At 39.6% G+C, this 21128-nt stretch carries 18 protein-coding genes; 5 read left to right on the top strand and 13 right to left on the bottom strand.

All coding sequences use genetic code 11. The features are described from left to right. Positions 1-4 precede the first annotated feature (4 nt). The 5 genes from ACHWSC_RS25480 to ACHWSC_RS25460 form a co-directional block, all read right to left on the bottom strand. Complete coding sequence (locus ACHWSC_RS25480; protein ID WP_394678717.1) at positions 5-325, bottom strand: hypothetical protein; 321 nt, start codon at positions 323-325, stop codon at positions 5-7. Between the two features lie 167 nt (positions 326-492). After that, complete coding sequence (locus ACHWSC_RS25475) at positions 493-948, bottom strand: ribonuclease E inhibitor RraB (protein ID WP_394678716.1); 456 nt, start codon at positions 946-948, stop codon at positions 493-495. A gap of 13 nt (positions 949-961) precedes the next feature. Beyond that, positions 962-1471, bottom strand: a complete 510-nt coding sequence (locus ACHWSC_RS25470) for a hypothetical protein (RefSeq protein WP_394678715.1) — start codon at positions 1469-1471, stop codon at positions 962-964. Positions 1472-1481: 10 nt separating this feature from the next. After that, positions 1482-2732, bottom strand: a complete 1251-nt coding sequence (locus tag ACHWSC_RS25465) for an RHS repeat domain-containing protein (protein ID WP_394678714.1) — start codon at positions 2730-2732, stop codon at positions 1482-1484. Between the two features lie 28 nt (positions 2733-2760). Beyond that, positions 2761-4158 carry a hypothetical protein gene (locus ACHWSC_RS25460; RefSeq protein WP_394678713.1) on the bottom strand — a complete coding sequence of 466 codons (1398 nt, stop codon included), beginning with the start codon at positions 4156-4158 and terminating at the stop codon, positions 2761-2763. A 624-nt stretch (positions 4159-4782) separates the two neighbouring features. On the opposite strand from ACHWSC_RS25460, the gene ACHWSC_RS25455 reads away from it, so the two are divergent. From ACHWSC_RS25455 to ACHWSC_RS25435, 5 genes are all read left to right on the top strand, one after another. Further along, on the top strand, positions 4783-5307 hold the full coding sequence (locus ACHWSC_RS25455) for a sigma-70 family RNA polymerase sigma factor (RefSeq protein ID WP_394678712.1): 525 nt from the start codon (positions 4783-4785) through the stop codon (positions 5305-5307). A 94-nt stretch (positions 5308-5401) separates the two neighbouring features. Next, positions 5402-6298: a FecR family protein gene (locus ACHWSC_RS25450; protein WP_394678711.1), complete on the top strand. Its 897-nt coding sequence runs from the start codon at positions 5402-5404 to the stop codon at positions 6296-6298. Positions 6299-6456: 158 nt separating this feature from the next. Continuing rightward, on the top strand, positions 6457-9531 hold the full coding sequence (locus tag ACHWSC_RS25445; RefSeq protein ID WP_394678710.1) for a SusC/RagA family TonB-linked outer membrane protein: 3075 nt from the start codon (positions 6457-6459) through the stop codon (positions 9529-9531). Positions 9532-9542: 11 nt separating this feature from the next. Further along, positions 9543-10916, top strand: a complete 1374-nt coding sequence (locus ACHWSC_RS25440) for a RagB/SusD family nutrient uptake outer membrane protein (protein ID WP_394678709.1) — start codon at positions 9543-9545, stop codon at positions 10914-10916. A 152-nt stretch (positions 10917-11068) separates the two neighbouring features. Next, positions 11069-13399 carry an alpha/beta hydrolase family protein gene (locus ACHWSC_RS25435; RefSeq protein WP_394678708.1) on the top strand — a complete coding sequence of 777 codons (2331 nt, stop codon included), beginning with the start codon at positions 11069-11071 and terminating at the stop codon, positions 13397-13399. 25 nt (positions 13400-13424) lie between these two features. On the opposite strand, the gene ACHWSC_RS25430 is transcribed toward ACHWSC_RS25435, so the two are convergent. From ACHWSC_RS25430 to ACHWSC_RS25395, 8 genes are all read right to left on the bottom strand, one after another. Next, positions 13425-13679: a hypothetical protein gene (locus ACHWSC_RS25430; RefSeq protein WP_394678707.1), complete on the bottom strand. Its 255-nt coding sequence runs from the start codon at positions 13677-13679 to the stop codon at positions 13425-13427. A gap of 31 nt (positions 13680-13710) precedes the next feature. Further along, the gene (locus ACHWSC_RS25425) at positions 13711-15225 is read right to left on the bottom strand and encodes a MauE/DoxX family redox-associated membrane protein (RefSeq protein WP_394678706.1); all 1515 of its coding nucleotides are present in this window, start codon (positions 15223-15225) and stop codon (positions 13711-13713) included. A 136-nt stretch (positions 15226-15361) separates the two neighbouring features. Continuing rightward, complete coding sequence (locus ACHWSC_RS25420) at positions 15362-16120, bottom strand: hypothetical protein (RefSeq protein ID WP_394678705.1); 759 nt, start codon at positions 16118-16120, stop codon at positions 15362-15364. Positions 16121-16196: 76 nt separating this feature from the next. Further along, entirely contained in the window at positions 16197-16427 is a 231-nt protein-coding gene (locus ACHWSC_RS25415) for a hypothetical protein (protein WP_394678704.1), read from the bottom strand. A 1-nt stretch (position 16428) separates the two neighbouring features. Then, on the bottom strand, positions 16429-16917 hold the full coding sequence (locus tag ACHWSC_RS25410) for a cupin domain-containing protein (protein ID WP_394678703.1): 489 nt from the start codon (positions 16915-16917) through the stop codon (positions 16429-16431). A gap of 36 nt (positions 16918-16953) precedes the next feature. Further along, complete coding sequence (locus ACHWSC_RS25405; protein WP_394678702.1) at positions 16954-18867, bottom strand: pyrroloquinoline quinone-dependent dehydrogenase; 1914 nt, start codon at positions 18865-18867, stop codon at positions 16954-16956. Between the two features lie 30 nt (positions 18868-18897). Beyond that, entirely contained in the window at positions 18898-19899 is a 1002-nt protein-coding gene (locus tag ACHWSC_RS25400; RefSeq protein WP_394678701.1) for a DUF6282 family protein, read from the bottom strand. 10 nt (positions 19900-19909) lie between these two features. After that, positions 19910-21103: an aldo/keto reductase gene (locus ACHWSC_RS25395; protein WP_394678700.1), complete on the bottom strand. Its 1194-nt coding sequence runs from the start codon at positions 21101-21103 to the stop codon at positions 19910-19912. Positions 21104-21128: the final 25 nt, after the last annotated feature.

Below are 21128 nucleotides of genomic sequence, written 5' to 3'. Positions count from 1 at the left end.
ATATTTAAAAGTTGTGATTATATAAATAATCGATGATATCAATAGCAAGTACATCATCTGTTTTTCGATCATACTGCCGCAGAAAAAAATTCACCAAAAAACATAGCTCCTTTAGCGAGCAAAGTCGCTCGTACCACATATCCTCCTCCTTTACTACTTCCTTCATTGCTCTTTTAAATTGAAAAAATCTATAATTCGTATCAGTAGAGACCGAATGTTCGGCATACAGAATAATTTTATCATAATCGGTATTACTCAAGTTATCACCAAGCAGTTCATTGATTGTACCTATTCTGACTGCCTTAATAATTTCATCTAATTTCATGGTTATCTGCATTTTAATTTTTAGTCCACTAGATTCAACACATCCCACTTATCATCACACTTGATAAATTTGAAATCAAAACCAAGGATTTTACAAAAATCATTATTCAAATCTATGAGAACCTGGGGTGGAGCAAACGGCTCTCACTAAAGTAATTTTTATAACCTTTACTTTACGGCCACCTGCCACCCATCGAAAACACTGTTATACTTTTCTGCGACTTTAGACATCGACTTTGCCCATTCGACAATCGATCTTTCATTAATTGGGAATGGTTCTGTATACCCCAGCACCATGAACTCTTTATTCCCTTCCGGTTGACGATAACCAGCTGTATAATTCATGTATTCTAAATGGGTAGTTAGTTTCTTTGCCTGTTCTTGGGTTGGGCAATAAAAGAAAAATTCCAATTTGTGCTTGGAATCTTTCACAATCCCATTTTTGTACAGATCTTTAACTGCTTTAGCGTCCAATTCTTCAACAGCAATTTCATTATCAGATTTTGCCGTTGCAACAATATTATAATCTACAACTTTAGAAGAATCAATATTTTGTTTCTCATTTTTCTGATTGCAGGAGACAAGAAATGTCAGCAATATAAAAGAAATTGGAATTTTATTCATACTACAGCGTTTTTCATTCAAAACCCGGATAAACAAAATTATAATGGCCAGTCTTTATTCTTTCAACAATAGCAAAAGGAGGAATAACAATTCCTATTTCCGCATTGCGATTTTCGCCTTCCAGTTTACCTACTTTTGTGAAACTCTTATCATTAATTTTCCATACAAACCAGTTAACGGAAATTTTTATTGGTTCCTCTCCAACTTTTTTACCATAATCATTTGTATCTCGAAATAGTATATCATCTAAAGCCGGATAAACGATACTTTTACCTTCCTGTTTATAGAGATCTTGTTTTACTCCTATATTGATCATTGTATGCGCATGAAAATCAATATCACCCGCTAACAGTTCGGAAAAAACAGGAATTTCATCCGCTGGATATTCTCTTATAAATGACCTAATGACATCACTGTTTAATTGGGTTAGGTCATTAGCAACGTATTGAAAATATTTTTTATTTCCATTGTCCAATGTCACTGAGAATATATCTCCGATCTCTGTTTTTACTCTTTTAGCCATTTTACTTTTTTTATGGTGCTTTAACGCCAAAATTACTCCAATATTTCGGTGCTATTGAATTTATTTTGTTCAATAATTGACCTCCATTCTTTTGTAGACCATATTGATTAATTAAATTTTGTTCCGCTACACGTGCTTGCTGTAATGTCATACCGGAGGCTCCTTCTATCTGTCTAAAGAATAGATTACCTTTTTCACCACCCTGTGCAGCATGCTGCGCAAACCTTGTCGCGAAAGGCTGGCTCGTTCTACCGATATACTTTACTTCTCCTGCGGCATTTACACCTTCATAAAGACCGTGCAACATTTCCGTTGTTTCCGTGGCGACTGCTGCTCTTCTAATAATAGCATTTAAGGCTCCCCCCGTTACAGCGCCAATTACCGCGTCCTGTACGAGTGGATTTTCAGCAACAAGTGTTTGGATCTCAGTTTTTCCCCGTGAATCCGGTATGGAACTGAATGTAGGAGCATTCGGGTCGCCAAACATTGCCATACTCATCCCAGGTGCGGAATCACCTGCATGGATTAGAGGATCTAGGTTAGTCATTACTCCCAATGGAGCTAACAAAGAATTATTCGTATGCGTACCATTAGCATTTAAAGCAGTTGTAGATCCATTTTCGGTAGTGTACGTACCCTCTTTTCCTAAATAAGTTTCATTCGCACCAGCGGTTGATTGACTTGTGGCATTGTTATTCCAATATATACTATTCGTCTCCCTATTGTGTACCCAATCAAAAGCGGCTCTACCGTCTGGATCGATATTTTTAATAGGATTATTAAACGCATAATTGTAAGGTGTCCAGCTTGAGAACTCCTCACTCAATGGATCGGGGCTGATCCACCTGCCATGTGTATCGCCAATTGGTTGTGCATCCGGGTCGTCCAGATCTATTTCAATAAATTCAACGATTTCCCCTTTTTTCACATTAAATCTTACCGATCCGATTGTGACTATGCTATCCTGATCGTGGAATTCCAGATACTTTCCTTTGCTTAACGTGGCTACTTTCGGATAGTACCCGTACTTTTTGAATGGGTTTCCCGCCTCAATGTTTTTTCGCCTCCTCTCAGCTTCCGTAGGGCTTAAGCTGTCCCTGGTCTTTAAAACCTCATCCATGTAGGGACGAGCACGTTCTTCCTTTGTCAGTCTGACAGGATTTACCCATTCCTTTTTGTTGCTTATCTTTTTGTTTTGATTTACCTGTCCCTGGCTAAAGCCAATAAAAAACAGTAAAACAAAAAATAAAATCTTTCTCATTATTGTAGTTGTATTTCGAATTATCTGGTTATAAAAATTCCTTCGGAATTGCATATACTTTTGGACTTTCCTTCTTAGGCACGATAGGTTTTATTTTTTTTGCAGCTTCCCTTTGTTTTTGTGCATTCAATATCCTCAAACGTTCTGCAATCTCCTCACTCTTTTGCCTATTCTCCGTCGTTTGTAGAGAACCCAGCCATTGTTCATACTGTTCCGCAGGCATTTGGGCAAAACCTGACTGGTCTATGTAATCAAATCCAGCCTTTATTTCCAGAAATTGGCTTTCCAGCGGAGGATAATTCCTGATCTTTTGCAACTGTTCCTTATTTTCAGGGTCAATATTAACCCGGTTACAGGCCTGCATAAAACGCATCTGATCGGTGTTGCTTTTCCATAATGTCGCATTTATATTATTTGGATCGAGCTCCAGTGCTTTTCCTAAAACTTTTGCAACAAACTCATCATAACCAAACTTATGGATATATCCACTGGCAAGGTCAACATAAGTCTGTGAGAGGACTTCTCTCTTTGATAGGTTCTGCATATAAAGCTTGTTCTTTAGAGCTTCAGCTTTAATATATCCGGAATTCAAAACAAAAGAGTTTGCAGAAAACATTCCATTGGTAAGCTCAACACTAAGAACTTCGCCGTCCCCATCTTTAAAGCGTATATAAGAATGATTGGGTGACACAACAAGAAAGGCCTCTGCACCAATCTGTTCTGCTAACATCAAATACAAAAGTGGCATGGAATGACACTGCCCAGTATTTGTTTTCATCAATTTGGAAACAAACATCTTACTGTAATCCTTGGCACCCATATAGTCTTCAAAGTCATATTTGATTGCCTTATGGATAACTTTTCCATTCTGCTTTGTATCCTGCGCAAAGTATCTGAATATTGCAAGATTCTTGGCCACATTATCAGAATCATCTATCACACTCCTTTTCATCTGTTGCCTGATCATGTTAGTAGCTTTCTGAATCTGTGTTTGATATGCTGACTGAAAATTACGGTCATTGTTGTTGTATGCATTTTCAACCAGAAAAACAGCGTCTGTAATGGAGTAGCTGTCAGGGTCGAACTTCATTAAGTTATCAAAAGCCCTGTAATAAGAGTCGGTTCCCTTTCTATCAGATAAAGAAGTAAGCATATAATTTTTCACATACGATTCTTCCCTGATCATTGCCATTTGCCTATCTACCTCTTTATTGATCTCATCCTGATCATCTCGGGGTGTAACCTTTTTATAATAATTTGAAGTCGCAATAATATTTGGAGAGTTTGGTCTATGGCTGGGTTGATTATTCAGACTTTCAGGTACACTGTATAAATTGGAAACACCTGGTCTTTGCGGCAGATTTGGAATCTGTCCATATATATAATGATAGCATAAAAACAAGCTAAATAATAATATTTGTCTCATCTCACAGGTGTGTTTTTCAAGGTTAATTTTGGCTTCGCAATATATTTTATTTTTAATAGTCTGGCTTCCGTATTTTCACGGAAATTTAAATTAAATTCTCAGGCCAGGTATTTATTATCAATGATTTAAAAGCGAAACTAAACTGTCAAAACGTCAAAACCTGTCGTGTAATAGTCTAAATTATTACGGGTTTGCACTAAAGTATTCTTGGGTAAATACAAAAGGCATGGAACAAGGTGCTATTGCTAGAGAAGGTACTGCGAAGAACCCAAAACCAAAATAGACGACCTAGCCCATGCCCATATTTTGAGACACAGGCGTAAGTCTGTCAATATTTTTGGTTTTTTTAGAAGTTCGCAGTTTCTCTCAGCCAAATTTGACAGCTTACGCTTTTTTTTCCGATAAAATTAGTATGCTAATATATAAATATTTTTACAAACGAAAATTATTATCACTAAAATATGATATAAAATTTAAAATTAAATTATAATCGGTATATACTACTATTTAGCATAACATCCTTTAATTTTTATACCATAAACGTACAAATATATTGCTAAAATAAACAATTTTAATAAAATATACTTAAATTTGTATACTGCGAATTATCCTAAATAACCAAAAATGCCATTATTCTCACGCAATAAGAATAGTTACGATGTTATGTTTCAGAAAATTTATGAGACATATTGGAACCGTATGTTCGCGATGGTATCCCGAAAAGTGAAGGATCGTGATGATGTCTTCGATATATTACAGAATATTTTTTTCCATTTATGGAATTATCGAAAATCATTAACAGAACAGAATGCGGAAAGCGTCATTATAAAAACCTGCATTCAGGAAATTTCAAATTTCTCCGTACAGCAGAAAAAAATTCCTTACACAATTGAAGTCGCTGATATTCATTTATCCGATGATTCATCTGACCGGTTACAGGCAATTCTTGAAGAAGAAAAAGAGCTTGAACTTTTAAGGATAAATATTGAACTGCTACCTGCGACACGAAAAAAAATATTCACCATGAATAAATTTGAGGGCATGACACAGGAAAAAATTGCCAATAACCTCAATCTATCCTCCAAAGCTGTAAAAAAACAGATCTCAAAGGCTATGTTCTTCTTGCGTGAACACCAAAATCATAGTTAAATTGCGTTAAAACTTCTTAATTTTAGTTAAAGTCCAATTTTTAGGGGGGGCTATTGCAGCTACTTTTTGGTATACATAATAAAGCCCTTTTATTATGGACAAGAGAAAACAGCCCGATCAGCTTTCCTTCGATGAAGCAAAAGAATTATGGGATAAGCTCGGAAATAAAGCAGATGCCGAGCTAGAAACTCCGACAGAGCAGCAAAAAAGAGAGTTTCATCAAAAACTTTACACCAGAATAGAAGCTCACCAGGCGAAAAAAAGAAAGATAAAAACTATTCGATATACTTCCCTGATGATTGCTGCCGTACTCGTGTTAATCGGTAGCGTAATTTCATACCGCTCTTTGTACCTTCCAGATGTCTATCAGGCTACTCAGAATGTCTTGACATTAACCCTAAAAGATGGTTCCAGAGTAACACTGTCCAAAGGCGCAAAATTGACCGTTGAAAAGTCTTTTCCAGCTGATACAAGAGAAGTAATTCTTGACGGTGACGCAGTTTTTAATGTGACCAAATCAAAAATACATCCCTTCATCGTTCACGCAGGATCTTACCAAACCAAAGTTTTGGGTACAATTTTTAAAATCACACAGGACAATCAACGGTTTAACGTAGATCTTTACGAGGGCAAAGTTCAGGTTATAAAAGCGGAAAAACCGACAGAAACCTTTATAATTAAACCCAAACAGACATTTTCCAACTTCGGCTCAAAGGATGTTGCAACCATTGTTGCCACCAAAACTGCTGATACAACGCTAAAGAACAATACAGCGACAATCTCGTTTACGGATTTAAAGCTTATGGATGCCATAAAAATTTTAGAAGATACCTACGCCGTAGAAATTCAGTACCCTTCTACCGCTTCAAATTCAAAACTTAGTGCTACAAAAGAAAAAGCCACTGCAGCGGATATGATAAGACTGATCTCCCTAAAGCTAAACCTAAATACAAAAAAAATAAATGATAAAACATTTCAATTGGAAGAATAGACTTTGGTTAGTCCATACTTCTGCACTGATCCCCTACTCCTAAAACAAACTGACCTGGATGAATAAAATAAAAAAGACCGACGGGTGCAACCGTCGGCCGCGTATTCAACCAATAACTGTTCGATCCATTATTAATTTTTAAATACTATGCAAAAATAATGAAAAAAGTTTGCAGCGCAGTACTATTGATCCTAATACTATCAATAACCTGCCAAGGGCTCTATGCTCAGGAAAAACTCTCAACAAAGAGGGTAAATTTTGAAACCGGAAAAACAACTGCTTCACAAGCAGTCGAAAAATTCCTCTCCGAAAATGTAAAAGATCATATTTACTCAAGTGATGATCTTAAGGGTTACACTGTTCAGCCCACCAAATGTAAAAACGAACCGGTAATGGACTGTCTCAATAAAATTTTAAAAGACGTCCCTGTGGAGACTATTATCGACAATAATAGCGTTATCATCAGGCCGAAAAAGATTAGATCCACAGAGTCTATAATTGAAAACTCTTCTCCCACATTTGCAAAATCCGATACCGCTAGCTCGGTTTACAATACAAAAGTTATAGATGAGGTCATCCTGAACGCCGGATACTACAAAGTAACCAAAAAAGAACAAACGGGAAGTATCGCAAAAGTAGGTGCTAAAGAAATTGAAAACCAACCCATTTCAAACGTTCTGGCAGCTGCACAGGGGCGTATGGCTGGTGTCAACATTGTACAAAGCAGTGGTGTTCCGGGCAGCGGCTTTCAGGTACAGATAAGAGGTAAAAACTCGTTAAGAAGTGACGGAAACAATCCGCTTTATATTGTCGATGGCGTTCCAATAGGTAATGAAGTGAAAACTTTCGGATTTACATCCGCTATATTGCCGATGTCAAGCATAAGCCCTTTAAATAGTATCAATCCAGCTGATATTGAAAGTATTGAAGTACTAAAAGATGCGGATGCAACCGCAATCTACGGCTCGCGTGGTGCAAATGGGGTCATACTTGTCACAACGAAAAAGGGTAAATCCGGCAGACTTAGCGCGTCATTAAATTCATCATATGCACTCAGCAATGTTATGTCAAGACTCAAAATGATGAACACTGAGCAATATCTAAGTATGCGAAGACAGGCGTTTGTCAATAGTGGAATCAGTACATATCCAGCAAATGCTTATGATGTTAATGGTACATGGAAAGCAGACAGGTATACTGACTGGTCGAAAAGCTTAATCGGAAACACGGCAACAGCATCCAATACCCAGCTACAATTAACAGGTGGAAGTGAGACAACATCCTTTCTATTGAGCTTAGGACATAACGAACAGTCCACCGTTTTTGGTAATGATTTTAAATATACCACAAACAGCATCACAACCAATATTGCACATCGTTCGAAGGACAAAAAGCTGAATCTCGACGTTTCCAACATGTTCAGCGTGCAAAAAAACAATGTTATCAATTCCGACATTACCCGAAGTGCATTTTCACTGTCCCCGAATGCTCCGGCTCTCTATAAGGATGATGGAACATTGAACTGGGAGAATAATACCTGGAGCAATCCTGTTGCAGCTTACAACGCTACATACTCCAACCAGAACATCCAGTACATGACCAATCTTAACATCGCTTATGACCTGTTTAAAAATATCACTCTAAAACTGGGCGGAGGGGGCAACTATCAGGCTTTCGAGGAATGGAATATAAGCCCGAATACCATCTACAATCCTGCCTATGTAACCGGGCAGTCCAGTGCCTATTCAAAGGCTTCTAAAAACAATCAGAATAGGCTTTCTTACATATTGGAGCCACAGGTCAACTATAAATTCAGACATGCAAAACATGCCTTTGAGGTTTTGATAGGAGGTACATTCCAGAATGAAAATAACTCCTATGGGTCAATGAGCGGTACAGGCTTTGAAAGTAATGCACTGATCCATAACATATCGGCAGCAAAGACAAAAACGATCGAAGATCAATATAACACACAATACAGATATGCCGCATTTTTTGGAAGGTTAAACTATCAATTTGACAAAAAATATATCCTCAACATCACGGGTAGACGTGACGGTTCAAGCCGTTTTGGACCGAATAAGAAATTTGCGAATTTTGGAGCGGTTGGTGCAGCATGGCTATTTTCGGAAGAGAATTTTCTGAAAAATTCAAACTGGCTCAGTTCTGGAAAATTACGTGGAAGTTTTGGGACAACAGGTAGTGACAATATTGGGGATTATGGGTATCTGGATACCTATACGGTTTCTTCATCCATTTACGACGGGGTCACGGGTCTTTCCCCTTCCCGTCTGTTCAATCCGGATTTCAGCTGGGAAAAAACCAAAAAAGTTGAAGCTGCAATCGAGCTCGGTTTATTTAGGAATAAAGTAAATATAAATGCCGCATGGTACCGCAACCGCTCATCCAATCAGCTGGTCGGCTACCAGCTCCCTGCAATGACAGGCTTTTCCTCCGTACTTGCGAACCTTGACGCCACCGTTCAGAATACCGGATGGGAATTGGAATTGAATGCCAGACCGTTTTCCAAAGGAAAATTCCAATGGGAAACTTCATTCAACATAACTTTTCCCAAAAATAAACTTATTTCTTTTCCGGGACTGGAAGGTTCAACATACAGTAACACCTATGTTATTGGCCAGCCAACCTCCATTGTTAAATTATTTAATCTCGAAGGAATTGACCCTAAAACCGGAACCTATATTTTCACAGACTATAATGGGGACGGTAAAATCTCTTCTGCGGACGACGCCCAAGTAATTGAGAACATCGGAGTAAATTTCTTTGGCGGTCTGAGCAGCAGCTTACATTATGAAAACTGGGATTTCTCGTTCTTATTTCAGTTTGTAAAACAGAAAAGCAGAAACTATAATTATATAATCCCTTCTACGGGCATCATGAATAATCTTCCTGTAGAAGCGCTGGATGTCTGGTCGCCGGAAAATCCAAGTGGCTTTTATCAGCCGTATAAGGCCAATGCGTCGCCTAATCATTCAATATTTCAGAATAGCACGGCATCGGTGTCAGATGCCTCCTTCATCAGGCTTAAAAATGTGGAACTGGCATATAATATCCCATTAAAAAACACATCCTTCAGAAGTATTAGACTATACTTTCAGGGCCAAAATCTGATTACGTGGACAAAGTATTTCGGCATTGATCCTGAATTCACAACCATTGGCTACCTCCCGCCATTACGCACATTCGCTTTTGGCTTAAAATTAAATCTTTAAAATATATCAAAATGAAAATACACATATCAATATACATTATACTGGCACTTCTACTTCTAAAGGTTACTTTATCCTGTGAAAAAATGCTGGAGGTAGATGTACCTGAGAACCAGATACCTACTGAATCGGTTTTTGAAACGGTACAGACGGCCAATGCCGCACTTGCTGAACTATACGCCGGATTATGGAACAGTTCTCCGCTGGCCGGAAACCAAACAGGTAGACTACTGGGAAGTTATACAGATGATCTTACCTACTATGGAACAAATTCCACAACTGGTCTTTACGACATTTTCCAGAACCAGCAGATTGACAGCAATGCTGCAATAAGTACGTATTGGTCCTCAGCATATAGATTGGTGTATGTCTCAAACGCCATATTGGAGGGAACCGAAAAATCGACAACAATTCCTGTCAGTGAAAAGCAGCGGATCAAAGGTGAGGCACTTCTGGTCAGATCAATCCTTTTTTTCTATCTGCAACAGATTTTTGGCGATATCCCCTATCCTAGCTCAACAGATTATCAGGTAAATCAGTCCCTGCCAAAAATCCCATCATCAGAAGTGCTGACACGATTGGAAAATGATCTCAATAGCAGCATTTTATCCCTCACGGATACTTATCGAAGTACGGAAAGGATCATCCCCAACCGTAAGGTTGCTGAACTCATGCTTGCAAAAATTTACATGCTCCAATCCCGATGGAATGATGCCGAAACCAAACTGCGAATGATAACCCAGAGTTCCCTTTATCAGCCTGAAAATGATCTCAGCAAGGTTTTCACAAAAACCGGATCACATATACTGTGGCAATTAAAGCCAAAAAACAATGGCGATGCAACCCAGGAAGTAACTGCTTACTATTTTACGGGCGCAGCTCCTTCAAATTATGCCCTATCCCAAAATCTGGTCAACATTTTCTCTGCTGGTGACCAGCGTAAAAATCAGTGGATGGCAACTGTTACTGTAGGGCAAAATACGTGGTACAGGCCTGCAAAATATAAGATCCTTACAAATAATACCACGGAATACTCCGTAATTTTCAGATTAGAGGAAGTACATCTCCTTTTGGCTGAAGCACTCGCCCAGCAGGATAAATCAGCCGAAGCACTTCCTTACCTGAACGCAACACGTCAACGCGCAACGTTACCTGCACTCGTGATGCCAATTTCAAAACAGGCCTTACTGAATGAAATCCTTTTGGAAGATAGAAAAGAATTTTTTACCGAAATGGGACATCGATTCCTCGACCTTAAAAGGATGAATAGACTAAATGACCTTCTACCCATTAAAACAAATTGGAAAAGTTACCATAGCTTTTGGCCTTTGCCGCAAAAAGAGTTATTGCTAAATCCTAATCTGAACCCACAAAATACCGGATACTGATTATGAAAAAGATATTAATTTTTCTATTAATCCTTCTAAATATTATAGGAAACGGCCAATCTAAGGTTACTTATGATACTTTACAGCAATGGATATCAAGATATCACACCATAAATAACCTTACCTATTCGCCCGATACAAACTTTGTGGCTATGCGAAAAATATATTCGACCAACAGCGATACCGCTGTAGTATTGGAAGCCAACAGAACAAATAACCAGCTGGCAACAATACTTAAAATGCCAAATAATATGTTCTTAAAAAACAGCAGTTTATTCTCCTACGGAAATGGAATAGCACAGCATAGCAATTTATATAAGAAATCAACGGTTAAATATGAAAATGTGAGATTTGCAGATATCCTTTTTGAACTAAATCAGTACCTCATTATGGATAAAAGTGCAACATTTAAACTGTATGGTTCAGCGAATGAATTATTGCAATCAGTGGCAAATAGCCAAATGTTTACAACAGACAAAAAAAATTTATTATTTCTGAATTTTAAAGAAGGAACAATAAATAAAGTAGCACGAATAGATAGTGATAAAAAAGTAATTTTGTTTGAAACCCAAAAGGAAATTACGCAAATGTTGCTCCCTCCTTCTGGCAAGGATCTCATTCTCTGCATAACAGATCCGAAGACCCGTAAATTGCAGCTGGTATTTATTGATACGCAATATGGAAAACAAACAATATTATCAGGTATTGAGCCACAAAAAGCTGACTTCGTTGAAGTATCTCCGGTTAAAGATGGTAAGGCATATTTTATTACCTTCGCAAGTCGACGAAAACCATCTAAGGAGAATTTTTTAGATATATGGTACGGGAGAGATAATAATCTAGGCGCTAAACAGGCAGGATCAACAGACTACCTTTATTATCTATGGAGCAAGGATACAAACAGGACATATCAGTTACCCAACACTTATCCAATCTACAGTAACATTGACAGTGAGAGGTATGTTTTGGCTTTTAATCCATTGGAGGAATTTAAGAATCTAACATTGCATCCATTCCTTAATTTGAAACTATATGATACATTAAGGGGAACTTTTACCGAAATTTTTCATCAGGTTACAAAGGACATCGTACATTCCTCTGACGGCCGTTTTATTATCGCACTAAACCCAAAAGATCAAAAATGGAACCTCTATGAAGTAGAAATTGACAGACACATAATTATTGATAATCAAAGTTTACAGAATCCTACGTTTTCCGAGGATTTTAAAAATATCCTATTTGAAAGTTCCAATGACGTCTATATTTTTGACATAAAAAGCCAAACACTATTCCCAGCTGGAATTTCAAAAGAACAGGAGGCTAGAATTTTAAATGCTGAGCGAAGAACTACGAATCCTGTGTTTGGGTTTAAAATGAATATGTTTAGCAATAAGCGTCCACTTTTGATTAGAACAGTAAATAAAATTTCAAATAGCAGTACTTACAGTTCTTTTTACAAAGCCAAAATAAAAACTGTCATTCCTACAACAAAAAATCGGATTAAGGACATTAAGTACGACCAAGATTTGAAGAATTTAGTAACAATCGAAGAGAACTACAATATGGCACCCAAGATATTCTCTTCGAAAGCTGGAAGCAAAAAGAAAATCGAAATTTTTACTACTACGGATAAGACTGGACAAACTCTAAAACAGGAAATTATACAATATAAAAATTCTCTTGGAATACCTCTGAAGGGTGTCCTTTACTATCCCACAGGATATGATCAAAGTAAAAAATACCCAATGGTGGTTTACATTTATCAAATTAAAAGTACCCTATCCAATTTTTATTCCCTTCCAGCAAATGAACCTACAGGCGTAAATAGACGTACCCTCCTGGAAAATGGATATTTTGTGTATGAACCGGATATTGTATTTGATGGTAGGGGAACTGGGCTTGCCGCATTGGACTGTGTACATAGCGCATTGAATGCTATATCGCTGAACCAAGCCATAGATAAAGATAAGATTGGCCTGACTGGGCATTCTATGGGTGGTTATGAAACGAATTTCATTGCTACTCAATCTAATCGATTTGCAGCATTTATAGCTGGCGCAGCAAAGAGCGATATAGTTTCAAGTTATTTCTCATATGACTACCATGAGCAAAAACCTAATCACACTAGATTTGAAGTAGGACAATATGAAATGAACAAACCTTTTTCTGAGGCAAAGGAGCGTTATTTAAAAAACAGTCCAATAAATTATGTCGAAAACGTAAAAGCCCCCGTTCTGCTCTGGAGTGGATCACTCGATGATATTGTTCCCCCTGAACAGGCTATGGAGTTCTTAATGGGGCTGAAACGGAATAATCTCCCGGTCGTTGCTTTATTCTATCAACATCGTGAACATGATCTGGGATGGAATACGAAAGAAAGCAAAGACATGAACAGAAAAGCACTGGATTGGTGGAACTATTTTTTAAAAAATAAAACCGATATTCCTTGGATTGAAAAAGAAATTAAAAGGGATGCTAATTAGCATCCCTCATTTTTTTTGTCAGTTACTAAGGTAAGATTTCATGTAGAACCTTCCCACATTCTGTTGGACTGCTAAGTCTTTTTAATTGGACAGAGGAATCCTCAGACCACGTACAAATTGGATTTTCTTCAGCTTCACCACACATTTGGTTGGTCTCAATACACAGCCCTTGGCTTTCATCAAAGCGATAAGCTGTTTCGTTAAATTTTGCCATGTTTCCGGCAACTGCTGCTCCGGCACCCATTGCTACAATGAGTGCAGGCAATAATAATTTTTTCATCTTAATTTGTTTATAATTTCTCTGCCTACTCTTAGTGGAGGTTTTCGGCTTCCCCTCTTACGTAATTTTTTTTGATAATATCGCGAATGCGGTACCTTACCACTTCGTCTCCACGTAGAACATACATATATTTCTCAGTTATCAAAAAATCATGCATTTTCATCTCCTTTTTATTATATATGTAAAAGCTTCCAATGTATTCCTGTCGGTCGGTTCTATACATATCTATCACCTTCGCGGCTTCCCAAGCTTCCCTCGATTCAAGCTTACCCATGAGATCAGATTGGTTAAAGAGTACTCCACCGAATGCAACACTCTGACGGTTTACCTTCAATGGGGGTGCGTTCATTTTGTGTCTACCGTCAGCAAGTTTTGTTATTTTGATCTGGGCAATATGTGTTGTATCAATAGTATTGAACGTATTCTTTAACCTAAACCGATCGTCCATAATTAGGTATTCGTTTCTATAGAGGTAGGTGTAAATCAAGTTGATCTGAGACTTGTCATAAGTTATGTTTCCATCTACATCGAACACACCATCTATCTGCTTTTTTAAAAGCTCTGGAAATAACTTTATCTTAGGGTCTGAATTTAGATCAAGGAGTGCCAGTGTAAATTGTTTCGTCGCGCTGCTCTGTGTTCTCAGCGCAAACCGTGCTGAATCCAAAACAATAAGCTGATTAAAATAGGCATCTTGAAAACTTAAAGTTTTAGCGTGTGGATTTCCTAATCTACCACGGTAAATTATTGGTATAGTACCGTCATAAAAATAGTAAAATCCATTATTGACCTGCAACCTCAAATTAGAAAATTTATGGTTCATATTGTCTGGCTCGATCTTCATTAACTGCATGCTATTGAGTGCTGTATCTGCGGTCGTCAAAATCTGCGGAAAGATCCTATTTCCAAGATAGATATGTTCGTCATCATAACCAGCAAAATAATAGTCCGGTCTGTCCAGGTCAAGAATCTTTTTTTCTTCAATAACTGGATGAACCAGGAAGCGTCTTGTGAAATTATTTTCCTTTTTCACAATGTGCTCTGACCCTAGAAACAATAAAATCACAATTCCGCAGCTCAGCACAGTTGTAATAGTCGTAAAAGCTAAAGTTGTGCGCATTTTAAAACCGCTGTTCCTACTGAGCGCCACGATTGCACCAAAAGATAATAAAACAAAGCAAATATTGAATATAAGATGTTCTTTCCAACCCAATTTTTCCAGTATACCTCCACAACTGCAGGGTATGAAATCACTATAATTCAATATGAGGTAGATATAAATAGTGAAAGCGACCATTAATGCCAGTGATGCATATAACGCTAGAAGCCTGCTTATGGGTAAACATAACGCAATTGCTACCAGAAATTCGATTATCAGGATCAGGTATGATATAATTCCCGCGTAAGCACTTAATAAAGGAGACTGAGCAAGTTGTACCTGGAAGTTTGCAAAGTCCAACAGCTTACTGGCAGCAGCATATATAAAAAGCAATGCAAGAAGAATACTTACCGTCTGTACAAAATACTTTTTTATAAAGCTTATCATAATCACTGGCATTGATTATGACAAATTTCGGTCTTGTGCTAAAAATAAATAATGACAATATTAACAATTATATACCAATATGCAATAAAATTATACCAATATGCAACAAAAGTATGTACAATAATAACTGAAGGAATTATAAATTAGCTAATCGAGGAATTGTTGTCAGACCGACACCATGACGCGTAAAAGCTTTATACATATTCTGATAATCTAAAAATCTGTTTTTAAATGCTACTTCCTTTAAGCTCATGGGCGTAAATATTATATCGCCTACTGCGTCCAGCATCTTTCCCTTTAACCAGAAACTGTAGAAAGAATCACCGAAGCAAATTTTACAGTCACGTTGAAAGTGACTATAATTAAATCCCTTGGCTTCAATAAACTCCTTTAAAGTCTGAATATTATTGGGATTATAGGATTTCAATATCTCCTTAACATAAATAACATTTTGAGGGGTGTTTTTAATTTCCTCTTTAGGCAAATTGAGATCAACTATGTGCAAAAAGCCCCTCTTTACACTCTCTGCCCGGCCTAAACCTACAACCAAATGTATATTACTTTTATCAGTATAACGCACTTGAACCGGAAATACATCATTAAAGGCAAGCCTAGTCTGGTTAAGATTACGGACCACCTCTTTAATCGGTTGATCATAACCATCATCTTCCGTAAAGCTATAATAACCAAAATGATCTTTAGTAAACCCATTTTCCGGTATGAATTCAAGGTTTTTAAAAAAAGAAAAATAAAAATCAGTAACGACTTTAAAATGCTTAGATATTACATGCAGATCAGAAAAAAGGACTGCGGACTTCACAAAATTTAGTTTGCAAAAAACAGATAGATTTTGCTCAGCTAAAGCATCCAATAATGAGACGATGTAGAAATTCATTGTATCTTATTTTGTTATCTTAAAACATGCTCTTTTACTTCGGTCAGGCAACCAAGAATAAGGTTGATAACAGTTTCTATCTGTTGTATCGAACAATCGGCTTCAAGTTCCAATTCGTTGATTGCCGTTTCAAGTTTATATGGTATACCTGCTCTCTTATGACCTTATCGCTTAACTTAAAGGTCAGATAGTCCTCCTGTTTAGTTTCCTGTTTCATATCCGGTGCTTTTTTATCTTTTTGGGTTTCTGTGCAAGCCAGTCCCAATAGCATAAGGGACGCAACTGCAATAAGTCTTATCCTTTTCATTTTATTGTTTGTTTACCTCGTTGTATTCTGCATCCGTTACGGGTTGCAGCCAAGTTACATTTTCCTCACCTTGATAGTTGGTGATGGCAATATGTACCATCCTGCTGTCGGCAGATGCGCCGTGCCAATGCTCCACGTCTTCAGGGATGTTTATAACATCGCCCTTCTTGATGACCTGTGCAGGATTTCCCTTTTCCTGATACCAACCCTTGCCCTCGGTGACAATTAATACCTGCCCTTTGGGATGGTTATGCCAGTTTGTTCTTGCGCCAGGTTCAAAGGTTACGTTGCCCAATGCAAAATCATTGTTCTTGTCCTTTTCTTGCAGGAGACGCAAGAAAGCATCTCCGCTAAAATATCCGTTGGTGATTTTGTTACCAATGGGGAATATTTCGTTGTTTGTCGATTCCATTGTTTTATCTTTTGAATTGTTGCAGGATAAAAGCATTAAGGTTGCTGTCATCAATGCTATTGTTATAGTCTTTGTCATATATGTTGATTTTAAATATTATCCAATCTTAGCATCTTACGGTATTGAGAACGCCATAATGGAACCCGATGGATTATTTTTGGTTCCGCCGACCGAAATTGCCACATATTGTTTACCGTTTACCTGATAGGTACACGCCGTAGCGTTCGCAAGGGCAGGGAGCGTTGTTTGCCAAAGCAATTTTCCTGTCGCCTTATCCAAGGCTCGGAGTTTTCTGTCTTCCGTTCCGCTTATGAAAATTAAACCACCTGCAGTTACAACCGGGCCAGCTTTTCCCTCTTGCCCAGTCTCAGGTGCGCCTTTTTGTTGCCGCAGGCTGTCATTGCCCAACGGTATCTGCCACGCATAATCTCCGGTAGCCATATTGATGGCACTTAGCGTTCCCCATGGTGGCGTAATTGCAGGGTTGCCGCTTGGGTCTTTCCACGTTTTGTAACCTGTGCTGTTTATATATTGGTCGGGACGTGCGCTTCTGTCGGCGGTTGTAAGCTGGCTGGAACTTTCCTGAACAACGCTTTCCGAAGCCTGCTTTGTTCCAGTGGTGATGGTAATCAAGTCAGGCGCATCGTTCGATTTGACATACAGTAAATTGGTAGCAGGATCGTAGGCAGCACCGCCCCATTCACCACCGCCCCTTGTTCCCGGAAGCTGGATTGTTCCTTTTAAATCAGGTGGGGTGTACAAGCCCTCGTAGCGCATCGAACGAAATTGTTTTACCAATGCCTCATGGTCTTCGGGAGAAAAGTTTGTTAGGTCTGCTTCTGTAATATGCTGCCTTGCAAACGGCTTGGGTTTTAGCGGAAAAGGTTGGGTCTGTGATGAGTGTTCGCCGGGCAAATGACTTACCGGAACTTTTCTTTCTTCAATCGGGAATAATGATTTGCCCGTTTCCCTGTCGAATACAAAAACAAAACCCTGCTTGGTAATCTGTACTACCGCATCGGTTTTTTTGCCATTATCGTTTATCGTTATCAACGCTGGAGGTGCTGGCAGGTCATAATCCCATATATCGTGATGAACGGTCTGAAAATGCCATCTATGTTTTCCGGTCGCCGCATCCAATGCCAGTACACAATTGCTGTATAGATTGTCACCTTTTCTGTCTGCTCCCCAAAAATCATAGGATGGAGAACCCAACGATAAAAATACCATTCCACGTTTGCTGTCTATACTAAGTCCAGCCCAATTATTTGCACCTCCAACCACTTTGTAGGCTTCGGGAGCCCAAGTGTCGTAACCTGGCTCACCCGGATTAGGGACGGTATGGAATGTCCATTCCAATTTTCCCGTAACACAGTTATAAGCCCTAATGTAACCGGGTTGGGAACCGTAAGTATCCGGTACACGGCAACCTATGATAATAAGATTTTTATAAATGCCGCCGGGTGATGTGAGTGATACATAAAAGTTTTTATCAGCGTCACGCAATCCGATTTTTAAATCTACTTTACCGTTATTTCCAAATTCAGGTATTGGCTTTCCGGTTTTGGCATCAAGGGCGATAAGGAAATTGTTTGCGGACATGATGATGCGCTTATCATCGCCATCTTCCCAATAGGTAAGCCCCCGGTTTACTTCCCCAGTTCCCTCACCGTCCAATGGGTTATAAGACCATAGCTGTTTCCCGGTTGCGGCATCTATGGCATACGCCCATTGGTTGGCTGACGAAGCATACATGATGCCATCCACAATAATGGGATTGCATTCGCTTTTGCCCGGCTGTGCCGTTTTCGGCATGTCATCCATCGAAAATGTCCATGCGTGCTGCAACTGGCTTACATTCTCCACCGTTATCTGATTTAGGGGAGAATAATTTGAACTGTTTTCATCCGCTTTGTAGACCGACCAAGTACGGTCATTGTTCTGCGATTGTTTGCAACTTCCGATTGCCAGCAATACGGCTATGGACAGGATGCCACGGGTTGCTTTAGTGATTGTACGGTTATTCATCTTTTTTTAAATTTAGGATTACGCTGTTATCTATCCCTGCAAACCCACCAACATAGCCGGATTACGGCGAAGCAGCAAATCAATATCCTGCTGCGAAATACCTCCCTTTTGTAACGTCCTTATACAGTCGTTCATCCCATCAATCGGGTGTGGCATACCTACCTGCCCCAAATCGGAGGTGATAAAGCTGCGTTGCGGGTTGATGCGAACAAAGGACAAAAATTCTTCGTCAGTCATGCGGGTGTATTCCGGCAAACCTGTTCCCGCTCCCCAAAGTTTTGGCAGATAACAGTATTCGACAAACGCACCCACGTCCATGCTCTGCTTTATCTGGTCAGGGGTCATTGTCCAAATACCGCTATTGGCATGGGTAACAATAAATCTTTTCAGACCCACTTCACGGGCTTTGCGAGCCAGTACGATTGCTTCGTCAGGTGAGGAATGCCCTGTGGCAAAACTAATTCCCGCTTCTTCGCAGATTTCCATAACACGTACCACTTCGGGCAACACTTTTCCATCGCTGCCCAATACCGGAATGCCCTGTTCCTTACTGTTCATGTGTTTAAGCTGATATATGGCATCGCCCGTAGGCATCCATATACATCTACAAAATTTACCTGTCGTTTCCACCGCTTTTTCGGCAGCCCGTACATTGACCTTATCGCCATGTACACGGTTCATTACCAAGCTGCCGAAGACCTCAAAATCGGGGAGTTCCTGACGTATCAGGTACACCCGGTCATGGCAACTGAAATCGTTGCTCTTGTACAAAATCGAACGGTAGCCTGCCTTGTACGCATCCCGTGCAAAACCAAGTTCGTTTATCAACCGTGGTTTACTGTCGGGAGAGGCATGGATATGAATATCGCACACACCTTTCAGCAGCGCAGTCCTTTGGGCTGTTGCTTCATCAGGTTTTTTGTCCTCTGTACTATCTGATAAATTTGTCAAGCCGTTTACAGGGGTCAGCCCTGAAACCATTAGCGAACCTCCGCCCATAGCTGCTACTTTAAAAAAATGTCTGCGTTCCATACCTGCTACTTTAGTTCTGTACCTGTTTTTGTTCGGAAGCCGGGTAACGGTCGCCAACAATGGTAATGTTTGCTACCGCCGTTTCAAGTTCATTCCATTCCTGTTGGCTGAACGTAAAATCAAGTGTTCTTAGGTTTTCTTCCAAATGGGACAGTTTGGTCGTTCCGGGAATGGGAACGATGTAGGGTGCTTTTTGAAGCAGCCATCCCAATGCTACCTGCGCAATGGTGATACCTCTTGTCCGTCCGAATTTGTTCAGTTCTTCCACGATTTTCAGGTTTGACCGAATGGCTTCGGGGGTAAACCGTGGCAGGATATTACGGTTGTCGTTTCCTGAACCAAAACTTGTATATTCATTGATTGCTCCCGTGAGGAACCCCCTGTTCAACGGGCTGTACGGCACGAAACCGATACCCAATTCCTCACATACGGGCAGTACTTCTTTTTCCACATCACGCCACATCAGATGGTATTCGCTCTGTATGGCTGTAACAGGCTGAACGGCGTGTGCCTTGCGGATAGTGTCTGCACCGACCTCGCACATACCGAAGTGTTTTACCTTTCCCTCGGCGATAAGGTCTTTCACCGTTCCCGCTACATCTTCAATAGGCACATTGGGGTCGAAACGGTGCTGGTACAGCAATTCTATCACATCAATATTCAGGCGTTTCAGCGATGCTTCCACCATTTCACGGATACGTTCGGGACGGCTGTTTGCCCCTGCGGGTTTCTCGTTTATCTTGTTTCCGGCATAGTTGAAACCGAATTTTGTGGTAACGGCAACTTTGCCCTTAAACTCCGCAAGAGCCTTGCCCGCGAGTTCCTCGTTTACGAACGGGCCATAGGTCTCTGCGGTGTCAAAAAGGGTAACGCCACGCTCCACGACCTGGTGTGCCAGCTTAATCATGGCTTTTTCATCGGGATGTGCGCCACGGTGGTAATTCATGCCCATGACACCGAAGCCCAATGCGGAAACTTCCATTGCGGCTGTGCCTTTTCCCAATGTACGGCGTTCTGTAATGACTGGCATATCGCTTTCGTTTTGACTTTCGTTTGAAGATGTTGTTTTCTGCTCTGTACAGCATGATACTAATACGGTAGGAACGCAGGCAGCCGCTCCAAAAAGGGCGGCACTCTTTAAGAAATCCCGGCGATTGGACGGGTTACTATTCTCGTTGTTCTGAAATTCTTTTTCGTTACTCATATCTTTATTTTTAGTTTACAATCAG

Source organism: uncultured Sphingobacterium sp. (genome assembly GCF_964277905.1).
Taxonomy (GTDB): Bacteria; Bacteroidota; Bacteroidia; order Sphingobacteriales; family Sphingobacteriaceae; genus Sphingobacterium; species Sphingobacterium siyangense.
The sequence above is the reverse complement of the archived record's forward strand: the minus strand, read 5'-3'. Positions and strand labels throughout refer to the sequence as shown.

Excerpts from the sequence above, each read along its gene's own strand:
- ACHWSC_RS25470 (WP_394678715.1), bottom strand. The coding sequence starts at position 1,471 with ATGGCTAAAAGAGTAAAAACAGAGATCGGAGATATATTCTCAGTGACA.
- ACHWSC_RS25475 (WP_394678716.1), bottom strand. The coding sequence starts at position 948 with ATGAATAAAATTCCAATTTCTTTTATATTGCTGACATTTCTTGTCTCC.
- ACHWSC_RS25395 (WP_394678700.1), bottom strand. The coding sequence starts at position 21,103 with ATGAGTAACGAAAAAGAATTTCAGAACAACGAGAATAGTAACCCGTCC.
- ACHWSC_RS25455 (WP_394678712.1), top strand. The coding sequence starts at position 4,783 with ATGCCATTATTCTCACGCAATAAGAATAGTTACGATGTTATGTTTCAG.
- ACHWSC_RS25410 (WP_394678703.1), bottom strand. The coding sequence starts at position 16,917 with ATGACAAAGACTATAACAATAGCATTGATGACAGCAACCTTAATGCTT.
- ACHWSC_RS25460 (WP_394678713.1), bottom strand. The coding sequence starts at position 4,158 with ATGAGACAAATATTATTATTTAGCTTGTTTTTATGCTATCATTATATA.
- ACHWSC_RS25425 (WP_394678706.1), bottom strand. The coding sequence starts at position 15,225 with ATGATAAGCTTTATAAAAAAGTATTTTGTACAGACGGTAAGTATTCTT.
- ACHWSC_RS25450 (WP_394678711.1), top strand. The coding sequence starts at position 5,402 with ATGGACAAGAGAAAACAGCCCGATCAGCTTTCCTTCGATGAAGCAAAA.
- ACHWSC_RS25400 (WP_394678701.1), bottom strand. The coding sequence starts at position 19,899 with ATGGAACGCAGACATTTTTTTAAAGTAGCAGCTATGGGCGGAGGTTCG.
- ACHWSC_RS25465 (WP_394678714.1), bottom strand. The coding sequence starts at position 2,732 with ATGAGAAAGATTTTATTTTTTGTTTTACTGTTTTTTATTGGCTTTAGC.
- ACHWSC_RS25435 (WP_394678708.1), top strand. The coding sequence starts at position 11,069 with ATGCGAAAAATATATTCGACCAACAGCGATACCGCTGTAGTATTGGAA.
- ACHWSC_RS25445 (WP_394678710.1), top strand. The coding sequence starts at position 6,457 with ATGAAAAAAGTTTGCAGCGCAGTACTATTGATCCTAATACTATCAATA.
- ACHWSC_RS25430 (WP_394678707.1), bottom strand. The coding sequence starts at position 13,679 with ATGAAAAAATTATTATTGCCTGCACTCATTGTAGCAATGGGTGCCGGA.
- ACHWSC_RS25420 (WP_394678705.1), bottom strand. The coding sequence starts at position 16,120 with ATGAATTTCTACATCGTCTCATTATTGGATGCTTTAGCTGAGCAAAAT.
- ACHWSC_RS25415 (WP_394678704.1), bottom strand. The coding sequence starts at position 16,427 with ATGAAAAGGATAAGACTTATTGCAGTTGCGTCCCTTATGCTATTGGGA.
- ACHWSC_RS25480 (WP_394678717.1), bottom strand. The coding sequence starts at position 325 with ATGAAATTAGATGAAATTATTAAGGCAGTCAGAATAGGTACAATCAAT.
- ACHWSC_RS25405 (WP_394678702.1), bottom strand. The coding sequence starts at position 18,867 with ATGAATAACCGTACAATCACTAAAGCAACCCGTGGCATCCTGTCCATA.
- ACHWSC_RS25440 (WP_394678709.1), top strand. The coding sequence starts at position 9,543 with ATGAAAATACACATATCAATATACATTATACTGGCACTTCTACTTCTA.